Genomic DNA, 13049 nt, shown 5'->3' with positions numbered 1-13049 from the left:
GGTATAACATAGGTGGGTCACAACTTAACGAGCCTTAACACAAAGAAATGTTTAAAGTTAACGCTGAATCAATAGACACAAAAAAACCGCAGAGCAATGAGCAATGCGGTTCTTGAACAAAAGATAAATACCAATAAATGCGTGAAGTTAAATGTTACGAGCTATCTGAGCAACGACACGCTAGTATTATTTTTACTTAAGGAAGCTCAATAGCAACGGCAACTGCTTCGCCGCCACCAATACAAAGTGTCGCAACGCCTTTTTTGCCGCCGGTACGCTTGAGAGAATTGATGAGTGTCACTAGGATTCGTGCACCTGAACAGCCTACTGGATGACCAAGCGCACAAGCGCCGCCTTCAACGTTAACTTTGGCGTGGTCGATGTTTAGCTCGTCCATAGCCGCCATAGTGACCATCGCAAAAGCTTCGTTAATTTCCCATAGATCCACATCAGCGACTGACCAGCCAGCATTTGCTAGTACTTTTTCGATGGCACCGATCGGAGCGATAGTGAATTCGCTTGGGTGACGAGAGTTTGAAGCAGTGGCAACGATGCGAGCTTGATAATCCAGACCTTCAGCCTTTGCTTGTGACTCTTTCATGACGACGACAGCAGCAGCACCGTCTGAGATTGAGCTGGCATTGGCTGCAGTGATCGTACCGTCTTTTGCAAATGCTGGGCGTAAGCTTGGGATACGATCAGCATTCGCTAGGCCTGGTTGCTCATCAGTATCGACCGTTTGCTCGCCTTTACGAGTTTCAAACGTCACAGGCTCAATTTCATCTTTGAAGTGATTGTCTTTGATAGCGGTTAGCGCGCGATTGAGTGATTCGATGGCAAACTCATCCATCTTTTCACGTGTATAGCCTTTTTCATCCGCCATTTCTTGAGCGAACATACCCATGAGCTTACCAGTCTCAGCATCTTCTAGACCGTCTAAGAACATATGATCTTTGACTTCTTTGTGACCCATGCGGTAGCCACCACGCGACCCTGGCATTAGATACGGTGCATTGGTCATTGACTCCATACCACCAGCTACAGCAACATTGAAGCTACCAGCTTTGATGCCATCATGTGCTTGCATGACGGCTTTTAGACCTGAGCCGCATAGCTTGTTGATGGTGACCGCGCCAGTCGCGTCAGACAATCCAGCTTTGCGCATGGCTTGACGGGCAGGGCCTTGACCCAAACCTGCAGTCAAGATACAACCCATGATTACTTCATCAATATCATCGACACTAACGCCTGAGCGTTCGACAGCGGCTTTGATTGCAGCAGCGCCCAAATCGCTAGCACTCATGTCTTTTAGTACGCCTTGGAAGCCGCCCATTGGTGTACGTGCGCCGTTTAAGATTACAATTGCATCATTTGACATCGTTATTATTCCTTATTTACGTATTTTAAATGAAAGTGCCTCATAGAGAGGTAAGGGCTGGTTCGCTGTTACTCTTTATCAGTTAGCATTTGCCCGGCTCACTGATAAAGGGGGTGATAAGCGTGGCTTGCTAAAATTATGTTTTAAGCCAGCTCATCTAAGCGAATGCGTACTACTTTATCAGTAATGGTCTCTAATTTTTCAATTTTTTCGATAGCGAGATTCATCTGACTCTCGACCACAGGTAGGGTTAAGATAATGACAGGTACTTGACCAACTTTATGCGCAGGTTTCTGTAGAATGGCATCGATATTGATACCTGCATCGCTTAGGATGCGAGTGATGTCCGCTAAAACACCTGGGCTATCATAAGCATGTACACGTAAGTAGTAACCAGTAATCATCTGCTCAGCACGTAATATTGGTGTGTCTGAGAGTTGCTCAGGGATAAATGCTAAGTGCGGTACATGGTGTCCACGATTGTTTTGCTCGCTGCTGTTTTGCTCGTCGCCACTTTTGCTACCTAATACACGGACGAGATCCATGACGTCGGCCATCACTGCCGAAGCAGTAGCACCAGCACCAGCGCCATCACCGCAGTAGAGTGTTTGCCCAAGTGGATGTGAGTTGACCAATACCGCGTTTTTTACGCCGTTGACATTGGCAAGCAGTGCATCTTGTGGAATAAGCGTTGGATGTACACGCAACTCAACGCCAGCATCATCACTGTTGCCTTGAGCATCACGGCGTACTGCAAATCCTAAATGTTTGATACGGTAGCCAAGCTCTTCGGCGTAGTTGACATCTTGTAGTGTGATACCAGTGATGCCTTCACAGTAGACTTTGTCAAACTGTAGCGGGATACCAAAGGCAATAGAAGCGAGTAGGGCCAATTTGTGCGCCGCATCAATGCCTTCCACATCAAAAGTTGGATCTGCTTCTGCATAACCCAGCTCTTGCGCCTCCTCTAGTACGTCGGCAAATGGGCGACCTTTGTCACGCATTTCGGTCATGATAAAGTTGCCAGTACCGTTAATGATACCTGCGAGCCAATTGATTTTATTAGCAGCCAATGCTTCACGCATCACTTTAATAATTGGGATACCGCCTGCCACCGCTGCTTCATAAGCAACATGGACATTATTCTCTTCAGCAAAGGCAAAAATCTCATTGCCGTGTTCAGCCAATAAGGCTTTATTTGCAGTTACGACATGCTTACCGTTTTTAATAGCTTGCATGATGACGTCTTTAGCCAAGGTCGTACCACCAATCACTTCGATAACGATATCGACATTGTCGCTTGCCGCAATTGCCATCAAGTCACTGTTTTGCATGATGCTGGTATCAATATCATCACGCTGACGGCGCGTACCCACTTCGGTAATAATAATATCGCGTCCACTACGGCGTTTTAGCTCATCTAAATTGTCATTGATTAGGTTGATCACACCTGTTCCGACGGTGCCTAAACCAAGTATCGCTAGTTTGATGGAATTGCTCACAGTATCCTCAAGAGGTTAAATATAATGAAGCAGGCATAACGCTGGGGCAATAGCAAATGAGTCTGCGGCATGACACCGGCAGTCTATAGGCATTTTCTAGTGCTACTTTGCATACATACTTCATTATAGTTGAATAAAAAATGCTTAGATAAAAGGGTATTGCTAATTTTGCATCGCGCTTTATCGTATCATACCGACAAGCAGTTGTGACGTCTACACAATGTCGATAAGGTTATATAGGGTATAGATTATAGAATAACTATCGTGCTCATCTGTACTTGGCATACTCAGGTATTGCTCAAGCGGTGCTGTCTTATATTTAAATCCATTCATATAAACAGTAGATATTGGAATACATCAAAAATATCACATGTTAGGATTAAGTATTAGTTTGCACGGACAGCTTGCGCCAACTGTGCTGCAGGTAAATAGCCACCTACTTGCTCGCCTGCTTCAGTAAAGATAGCAGGGGTACCACGCACACCCAGCCTTGATCCTAGAGCCATATGCGCTTGCACAGGGGTAGCACAGCTAGGCGCTTGCACATTGGCACCCATTTTTGCTTGATCCATCGCTGCGTTACGATCCTGACTACACCAGATAGCTTCCATCTTTGGCACAGACTCTTGACTGCGTGGCCATGCGAGATATCGCACTTCGATACCGCGCGCATTGATATCATCCATTTCTGAATGTAGTTTACGGCAGTAGCCACAGTCGGCATCAGTAAAGGCATAGACGACCGCTTTGGTCTCACCTTTTGCTGGATAAATAATCATCTCTTTTTTATCGACTGCTTTTAGCGCTTCTTGTGCTGTCGTAGCAACTAGGGCAGCACTGATATCAACCGGAGCGGCATCACCCACAGCGATGATCTGACCTTGGATAATATGCTTACCGGACTTATCGGTAAAGAAAGAGGGTAGACCTTCAGCGGTCACCCAATAAATACCATCCATATCTGTTGGTACCGCTGAGACGATGGTTTCTTCGATACCAGAGGCCTTTAGGTTTGCTTGTAATGCACTAACTACTGCAGAGTCATTATCAGCTGACGCTTTGGCTGGCGCATCCTTGGTCTGTGCCGCGTTGACAACACTGGTATTACCGGTTGCATCCGCTGCATTGTTTGAGCAGCCAGCAGCAATACCTACTAGCAAGGCACTCATCACAAAACGAGATAGGGTAGTACGAGAGAAAAAATTATTCGTCGTGGTATTTTTGCTAATGGATGACGGCATATGGATTTCCTATAGGTATCGCGCCTAGATATGAGTTCTTTATATACAAAGCGTTGTGAATTACAATATATAGTAAGGTGTCTGTATAGTGTTTTAAAGGTTTAATTTTACAGAAGTTTTTATAAATGATTGATAGTAAAGATAAGCGATAAAATCGCTATATTACCATATTTATGGATAATGACAGCTCAAATGCATCGTCTAATAAATGCAAATAATCCCAACTTTTAAGAATAGCTGACAACACAAATTCAAAAAATAAGATACATTTGTACTATGTAATATATGGGCGTGCCCTTGTAGTCTACTGCTAACAGCATTGTTATTATAAGAACTCTAATAAAATACTTTGTTTTAATGATTTCAGTAGTACTTACTTCAACAAATTTGCTTTAAGGAGCACACATGGCAGGTGCCAGTTTATTAACCTTACTTGATGATATCAGTGTGATATTGGATGACGTCTCCGTCATGACCAAAGTCGCTGCCAAAAAAACCGCTGGGGTATTGGGCGATGATTTGGCGTTGAATGCTGAGCAAGTTACTGGTGTCAAAGCCAATCGCGAGCTTCCCGTTGTCTGGGCAGTCGCTAAGGGCTCGTTCATTAATAAGCTCATTTTGGTGCCAGCAGCGTTATTGATTAGTGCGATTTATCCACCGCTTGTCACGTTTTTATTAATGTGTGGCGGTCTGTTCTTGGTTTATGAGGGGGCTGAAAAAGTCATACATCGGTTTTGGCCACATGCATTGCCACATGATGAAGAACAAAATGCTCGCCGAAAAGCCAATGCCGATGAAACAGTCGATTTAGTGGCATTTGAAAAAGAAAAAATCAAAGGGGCCATACGTACAGATTTTATCTTATCCGCTGAGATTATCGTGATTGCACTAGGGGCAACGGCAAGTGCTACTTTGCTAGAACGCAGTTTAGTATTGTCCATCTTGGCAATTGGTATCACCATCGGTATTTATGGTTTGGTTGCTGGTATCGTCAAAATAGATGATGCAGGCTTACATCTGATGGAGCAAGAAAGCACGTTTAAGCAAAAAGTAGGTAAGGTGATGTTTGCCGCCGCGCCAAAGCTGATGAAGTTTTTATCCATTGCAGGGACGTTGGCTATGTTCTTAGTGGGTGGTGGTATCTTAGTACATGGTATTGGCTTTTTGCATCATGGTGTAGAGGATATCGCACATCTCACGGGTATTTTTGAGGGGGTAACAACCACCGTATTAAATGGTGTTATTGGTTTTATTATTGGTGCGGCAGTTGTGGCATTGCTTACTGTGATTGATAAAGTTCGCGGCAAAGATGATAAGGCTTCTTCTACTCATTAAGCTGGTTTGTGGTTTTATCTTATGTCCAATTTTATTCTAAACAGATAATTAAACAGAAACCTATCAAAACAAAAGCCCCAAAGCTATTAGTAGCTTTGGGGCTTTTATATTTCTGCTTCTATATATTAGCTTTCGCTATCGGTATCATCAGACGCAAGCTTCTCAGCTTGGGTCGGTTTTTTATGATCCGTTTTGGGCTTGCGACTACGTGCCTTTGGAACCTTCGGCGTCGTCAGGTTAAACATGCCGGTCTGTGGCAGCAATTGCTCAGCCACATTCTCGATCATGTTTTTATAGCTGGCGATGGTGGTCTTAGATTTAGCTGCCTGACTGTCATCTTTGCTCGTTTCTTTAGCAGATTTTTCTACTTTAGATTCGGTTGTTTGCTCAGCCTCTTCTGCATCAGACTTTTCTACATCTGCCTGTGTTGCATCAGCTTCCGTCGTATTGACTCCTTGTGCTTCACTGGCTTGAGCTTCTACACTGTTAGCAGCTGATTGCGCTTGCTCGACTTCTAGCAATTTCTCACTATCAGCGCTGACATGGTCAGCCTGAGCTTGATTGGCCAGTGCTGTCGCTTCAACGTTATGTGCATCCACTTCGCTATCGTTTTGCTTAGTATTTACTAGCGATGCTTCATTGCTCGAAGTCTGCTTTGTAGGAACACTCAACACAGCTGGCTCTTGGTAGTCAGGATGCTGACCGCGTGGATCATTGCTGGCACGCTTGCCAATGGCGCGTGGTTCAACGGCGGTTTTGCCTTGAGCTACTGCAAATTGACTGACTGCTTGAGTCATCGCTGCGAAGCGTGCCAAGTAATCTGCGGCTAATGGCTGGTAGCCATAGTTGCTAAAGTCAAAGCGCTGACTGGCCATATTGTTGCTATGGTTGTCATCGACAGCATTCTCAACGTTGGTGCTATTATCTGCAGATTGCGCTTGCTCGTTATACAAGGCAATTGTTTCAATAAAGCAGCTGATAACGCCATTTTCTGCTAAGCGAGTTTGCGCGTCTGGCAGCGTCGCACGAATAAACTCACCAACGGTGCCACGTATCGCTGCTGCACTTACAGTAGTAGCTTCGACCTGAGGTGTTGCTTTTGCTTGCTGAGCACGTACCACACGTGGGTCGTTGCTAGCTTGACCAAACTTCTCAGCAGTCACGTAACGTTCACCAAACAGTGATTCGTGTGTTAACTCAAGTGCTGAGTTACTCATGCCTTTATTATTGGCACCACTGTCATTAGCTGGAACTTTTTTAGCTTCTTCAGCTTCGCTGACATTATCAGTGGTACCAGTATCAGTGCTCTCAGCTTTCTGATGCTCGGGTTTGGCTTTGGCCTGCTCTGCATCAGCCGTTTTTGTACTAACTGACTGACTGTCTACGTCGCCAGCAGAGGCCGGTTGGTCTCTAGTAGATGCTGGTTGCGCTTGTTCTGACTGATTTTTATTATCAGTGCTCTGTTTACGATCAGGCGCATTGTTTTGCACCTTAGCGTTAGTAGTCGCCTCTTGGTTGTTTTGAGTCTGATTCTCAGACGTCTCTACCGTACCCTTTTTATTGTCACCTTTCTGCTCAGTATTGTTCTCACTGTTACTAGGCTTGTTGGCAGCTTGCTGAGTAGCGTGATCTTTTGTGCTCTCGTTCTTTGCCGTGCCGTTTGTTGAGCGTTGTTTATCGCTAGATTGAGGCTTATCAGGCGTGGACTTGCTATCATCTAAAGATAAGTGTACAACTTCTGACGCCTTTAGCTTGGTCGGTGCTTCATTGACTTGTAGCACGACTTCATTAGGGTCCTGACTACGACGTGTGCCAGATTGGTTTTTACCATTGGCATCGTCGCTATTTTTATCATTTTGCTGCTTGTTTTGCTTAACATCGTCAGCCGTTAGCGTCTCACCGCGCTCTAGCTTTCCGCGTGAGCCACGTTGGCTATGCGATTTACGCTTAGCGCGGACTTGCTCATCAGCTTTTTGGCCAGTTACGTTGTCTGCGTCATTACGATCGTTTGCTTTTTGGTTATTGTCTTGACGATTGCTGTTGTCTTGACGGTTATTACGATTGCGATCGTTCGTACGTCTGTTTTCCTGTTGACGCTTGTCTTGCTGTTGTTGGCCTTGCGTGTCAGACGATTTCTCATCAGCGCCGCTATTGGTATGGTTAGTCGTCTCGTCAGTCGCTTCTTTTCTTTGACGCGGCTTTGAGTTTCTTGACTTACGCGGCTTACGTCTTCTTCTGTCTTCGTTATTGCTGTCATCAGTATCGCTGTCGTTAGTACGGCGTGTCTGTTGACGATTAGCTTTGCTCTCTGATGGTTGGCTGTTGTTTTTCTGATGATTGTTTTGTTGAGTTGGCTGCTCACTATTTGAAGCGGCACTATTCAATGCATTGCTATCAACTTGGCCAAATGAGCCTAAGCTTTGTGCGCCAGTATTTACCAAGGCCTCGATCGCTTCAGCGGCATCGCGACTACTGACACTAGGTGTGGTGGTGGCTTGCGGTGCTTGCGCAAACAGATTTGATAACCAAGCGACTGCTTTTGGTTGAGCAGTGGCTTCCACATTTTGAGTCTGCGCTGCGACTGGCGCTGCAACGCTTTGAGGTTGACTGGCTTGTGGTGCGCGCGCTGGCGCGGCGTCATTAGCATTTTTATGATTACGGCGATCATTGCTATGATTGACGGTATCGTTCTGCGTAGCTGTGCTCTGCTTGTTGTTATCATTTGATGGTTTACGAGGCTGGCGAGTAGGCTGCTGCTCAGGGCGCTCTTTTTCAGCCGTTTGCCAGTCGACATTGTAGCCAAGGTCACTGTGCTCTTGTTGCTGGGTATCAGTGATACGCTCGTAGCTCGATGGGGCAAAGCCATCGCGGTTAAAGTGCAGCTTAAAGTTTGGTGACTCTAAATGGGCGTGCGGCAAAATCGTGATACGAGTGCCACTGTCTTGCTCAAGATAAACCAAGCTGTCACGCTTTTCATTTAGCAAAAATGCTGCGATGTCGGTTGGAACTTCCGCTTGCACTTCACCTTGGCGTTCTTTGAGCGCAATTTGTTCAATTTGACGCATGATAGAGAGCGACAATGAACGCAGGTCACGAATCATACCGTTACCATGGCAACGTGGGCAGATATAACCAGTTGATTCTTCTAATGATGGACGTAGACGCTGACGGCTCATTTCCATCAGACCAAATTTAGAGATATCACCAAACTGGACGCGAGCACGATCGTATTTGGTCGCATCAATTAGACGCTTTTCTACTTCCTTTTGATGCTTATTGTCATTCATGTCAATAAAGTCAATAACGATCAAACCACCCATATCACGCAAACGCAGCTGACGGGCAATCTCGTCGGCCGCTTCTAGGTTGGTATGATAAGCAGTCTCAGCAACGTCTGAACCTTTAGTCGACTTAGCTGAGTTGATATCGATAGAGACCAAGGCTTCTGTTTGGTCGATGACGATTGAGCCACCTGATGGTAGGCGCACCTCACGCTGATAGGCCGTTTCGATTTGTTTTTCGATATTAAAGCGCGAAAACATTGGTTCATAATCGGTATATTTGCGTAGCTTTTCGGCTTGTTTTGGCATCACTGCATCAATAAAGCCTGCTGCTTCAATATAAGCGTTTTCGTTATCAATCCAAATCTCAGCGATATCATCACGCAAATAGTCACGGACAGCACGGGTAACGACACCTGCTTCTTGATGGACGAGGCGTGGTGACGGATATTTTTGGTTTTGTTCTTGGATGGCCTGCCAGATATTAAGCAAATGGTTAAGGTCATGTTGCAAGTCTTCTTGCGTCTTGCCAATACCTGCTGTACGAATGATAACGCTCATGCCTTTTGGCAAATCAAGATTGCTCAGCATGCGCTTCATGTCTTCGCGCAGCTTACCTGAGATTTGACGTGAGATACCGCCGCCACGAGGGTTATTTGGCATGAGTACCAGATAGCGACCAGCCAGAGAGACATACGTCGATAGGGCAGCGCCCTTGTTACCACGCTCTTCTTTTTCGACTTGGACGATGAGCTCATCGCCTTCTTTGATCAGTTTTTTGATGTTCTCATCACGTGGGTTACCGTTTAGATACTCAGCAGAGATTTCACGAATCGGCAAAAAACCTTGGCGCTGAGAGCCGTATTCGACAAATACCGCTTCGAGCGATGGCTCAACACGGGTTACATGGCCTTTATAAATGTTAGATTTTTTTTGCTCGCGGGTACGATTTTCTAGGTCGAAATCGTATAGATGATTGCCTGTACATAAGGCGACACGAATCTCTTCGTTTTGAGTTGCGTTGATCAAAATGCGTTTCATATTTATATCCTATGAGTACGCATAACAACGATGAGACAGTCTTTAAAAGATAGTGGCAAGTGTGGCTAATATGACATTAGCATTTGTAGATATCAGTGAACAGTAGAACGTAAATCGTGGGTTTCGTAAAGCACGTGGGCTTTTTCAATGGCTCTTTTACCTGAACTTATGAGCGGTGCTCACATTAATATAAATAATATAGGGTGTAAGGCTATGATACTTATATTCTATTATCAATAAACTTGGTACATATATGAATATGTCAGCGAATAAAAACTCTCTTAATGTCAGTACGTTCTATTGGTAGTGATGTTGGCGCACGTTGTAAGCGTGGGCGACGGTCAGTTACGGGTCTAAAAAATACTGATATTAAAAAGGCATATTGCGGTAGCCATTCATCCTTCAAAGTCTAACAATAATATCGCGGTCGTGATTGCTACTATATATCGTAGCGTCATCAGTCAGCGGTTATCTATTCAAGCAAAGCGATTGGTTACTCTTTATTTATCGTTCTTTATATATTGTCAATAATATCTTGGGTGTCTCAAGGTTAGGTATCACAGCTTTGGTTATCAGCGGGGCGTACTTGGCAAACAGAGTAATGGACCAGCTTGTCAGCATGGTATCGTATTTACCTCTTTATCGTCATCTGTTTGACCACCAATACTCAGGCAGCTATCGAATTATTTTTCGATCCTAACGCTAAACGACCCATACTTGCTCAACTATGCTGTCATAAAAGACTATCAGATAAGTAATCATTAAATAATAAATAGTTATCAAAAAAAGTCGTTGTCATGCAGTTAGTGAGTCAATGTGGTGTTGTCATCCGTTAATAAATAGACTAATCGTCAAAGTTATTAACGCGATGGTATTTAGTGTCACTATTTGTTTTATGGTACCGAGTAAAATTCGATACAGTGTTTTAATTTATAGGGCTGTGTTTGGTAACGAATACCTTTAAATGCTAGTGCCTTTAAACGACTGGCCCTACAATTAGATGAAACGTTTCATAGCAGCAGGGTAAATAGCATAGACCTCTTTACTAGCAATCAGTAAGCACTGGAAAGTAATAAAACAGTAACCAGCTATCTGAAACAACAATGATTATTGCTGTCGCCTCTGCTTAATTGTCGCTCAACATGCTAAACTATAACAAATCTTTGTGTAAATACCTAACTAAAAATGACAAACTCAAAAATGACTGACGACGCTCCCACCCATGAAGCCCCTGCTATTTTCAATAGCAAAACCCGCCCACAAAGCGCTGACGATGAGATTAGCGACTTTGGCAAGGTAAACTACCTTGAAGTGACGCGACATCAACATGACCAGCGTTTGGATAACTTTTTGCTCAATCGCTTGAAGGGTTTGCCAAAATCGCACATCTATAAAATGATTCGCTCAGATGAAGTGCGCGTCAACAATAAACGCTGTAAGGCACATGATAGATTGCAACGTGATGACGTTGTACGTATCGCACCTGTGGAGCTAGCAACGCGCGAAAAACCCATCATCAGTACTGAGTTTGCTAAAAGCTTGCTGGCACGTGTGGTCTATGAAGATGAAGGTCTGCTAGTACTAAATAAGCCTTCTGGCATTGCAGTGCATGGCGGTAGTGGTTTGGACTTCGGCGTCATCGAAGCCATGCGTGAAGTGACGGGTAAAAAGTATCTAGAACTGATACATCGCATCGACAAAGATACCTCAGGTCTATTGATGATTTCCAAAAAACGCTCAACACTCAAAGTATTGCAGCAGCATTTGGTAGACAAGACTATTCAAAAGCACTATCTATGTCTGGCCAAAGGACAGCCTGCGCTTAATGAGCAACGTATCAATGCACCGTTGCTACGTTATACACTTGCTAGTGGCGAACGCCGTGTCAAAGTAGACAGCCAAGACCCGCAAGCGAAAGAAAGCCAAACAGACATCATCGTCCATGATCGCTTTATGATTAATAGTCAGCCAGTAAGCCTCATCGAAGCCAAGCCACTAACTGGCCGCACGCATCAAATCCGTGTGCACTTGGCTCATATTGGTCATGCCATTTTGGGTGATGATAAGTATAACGTGCATGATAAATCAGGCGTTCATCGTCTGTGTCTCCACGCGTGGCGCTTAGATATTCCGGGTTATGACGCTATTACCGCACCATTGCCAGACGACATGGCGGATTGGCTACCAGAGACAGCCAAGTTGCCTGAATAAGTCTAAATATAATCATTTTGGTCTAAAAATGTAGACCTTTATAGAAACATGAAAACGTCACGATACCTTATTTAATCAATAAGCTGCCGTGACGTTTTCGTATCTGCTACTTACTATTGTTATTCGTTAAGGTGAATCCATGACTGCATTATTTACCACTGATACGCCAGAACTTACTCAACAATCTCAGCCAGCAGATGAGCATCGTCTATCTGATAAGACACTAATTATTTTTGACTGGGATGGCACGCTGATGGATTCTATCGGCTTAATTGTGGTTTCTATGCATGTGGCTGGAGAGGCACATGGATTTGAGACGACTGATAAAGCGGTGAAAGACATCATTGGTCTGAGTTTAATGAATGGTATCGAGATTTTATATCCTTATGCAGATGAGTCGCAGACGCTCGCCATTCAGCAGACTTATGCAGAGTACTATATTGCTAATAGCCACTGCACGCCACTCTTTGAGCCGATAGAGGATATGTTGCAGACTCTGCAGGAGCAGGGCAAAAAGCTTACTGTTGCAACTGGTAAAAAAAGAAAAGGGCTAGATCGTGTATTGGATGCCTCTGACAGTCGCGATTATTTTGTCATGACACGCTGTGCTGATGAGTCAGGCTCAAAGCCTGATCCGCAGATGTTGATTGATATCTTGGATTACACGCAGCAGCAAATATCTGATGCCGTGTTCATCGGTGACAGTATCTATGATATTCAAATGGCAACCAAACTGGGTATGACCAGTATCGCGGTCAACTATGGCACGGCAACAAGTGCAGAGCTTGCAGAGCAAAATCCGACATATCAGGTTGACACGCCGCAAGCATTGGCTAAGCTATTGTGTGCTTAAATAAAAACCTTTTTAACTTATATAAAAAAGGGGTTTATCGTTAATATCGACAAACCCCTTTTTTTATTTGAGACTAGGGCGTGTTGAACATTCGCAAATAGGCACTGCTGATCGCTAAAATTGTTCCAGACAAGGCACAAAGCGACGATAATGCAGATGCCTTAGCGAGATTTGTAACGCAGTATGGGGCAATTTTAGCATCAGCCC

General features: G+C 44.5%; 7 protein-coding genes. 3 read left to right on the top strand and 4 right to left on the bottom strand.

Annotated features, from left to right (window positions below; translation table 11 throughout):
- Positions 1-196 precede the first annotated feature (196 nt).
- The 3 genes from BTW00_RS00035 to BTW00_RS00025 all read right to left on the bottom strand — a co-directional run bounded on the left by BTW00_RS00035 (position 197) and on the right by BTW00_RS00025 (position 4121).
- Positions 197-1378 carry a thiolase family protein gene (locus BTW00_RS00035; RefSeq protein ID WP_058025676.1) on the bottom strand — a complete coding sequence of 394 codons (1182 nt, stop codon included), beginning with the start codon at positions 1376-1378 and terminating at the stop codon, positions 197-199.
- Between the two features lie 143 nt (positions 1379-1521).
- Positions 1522-2880 carry a homoserine dehydrogenase gene (locus BTW00_RS00030; RefSeq protein WP_075105680.1) on the bottom strand — a complete coding sequence of 453 codons (1359 nt, stop codon included), beginning with the start codon at positions 2878-2880 and terminating at the stop codon, positions 1522-1524.
- Between the two features lie 386 nt (positions 2881-3266).
- Positions 3267-4121, bottom strand: coding sequence for a DsbC family protein (locus BTW00_RS00025; protein ID WP_075105679.1), 855 nt, complete (start codon positions 4119-4121; stop codon positions 3267-3269).
- Positions 4122-4526: 405 nt separating this feature from the next.
- Between BTW00_RS00025 and BTW00_RS00020 the strand changes: the two genes are divergently transcribed.
- Positions 4527-5456 (top strand): DUF808 domain-containing protein, encoded by a 930-nt coding sequence (locus BTW00_RS00020; protein ID WP_075105678.1) that lies wholly within the window; start codon positions 4527-4529, stop codon positions 5454-5456.
- A gap of 125 nt (positions 5457-5581) precedes the next feature.
- On the opposite strand, the gene BTW00_RS00015 is transcribed toward BTW00_RS00020, so the two are convergent.
- Positions 5582-9778 carry an Rne/Rng family ribonuclease gene (locus BTW00_RS00015; protein WP_075105677.1) on the bottom strand — a complete coding sequence of 1399 codons (4197 nt, stop codon included), beginning with the start codon at positions 9776-9778 and terminating at the stop codon, positions 5582-5584.
- 1200 nt (positions 9779-10978) lie between these two features.
- Here BTW00_RS00015 and BTW00_RS00010 point away from each other — a divergent pair.
- Both BTW00_RS00010 and BTW00_RS00005 read left to right on the top strand, forming a co-directional pair.
- Positions 10979-11989, top strand: coding sequence for an RluA family pseudouridine synthase (locus BTW00_RS00010; RefSeq protein WP_075105676.1), 1011 nt, complete (start codon positions 10979-10981; stop codon positions 11987-11989).
- A gap of 139 nt (positions 11990-12128) precedes the next feature.
- Positions 12129-12842, top strand: coding sequence for an HAD family hydrolase (locus tag BTW00_RS00005; RefSeq protein WP_075105675.1), 714 nt, complete (start codon positions 12129-12131; stop codon positions 12840-12842).
- Positions 12843-13049 lie beyond the last annotated feature (207 nt).

This window comes from Psychrobacter sp. C 20.9, from assembly GCF_001921765.1.
Taxonomy (GTDB): domain Bacteria; phylum Pseudomonadota; class Gammaproteobacteria; order Pseudomonadales; family Moraxellaceae; genus Psychrobacter; species Psychrobacter piscatorii_B.
The sequence above is the reverse complement of the archived record's forward strand: the minus strand, read 5'-3'. Positions and strand labels throughout refer to the sequence as shown.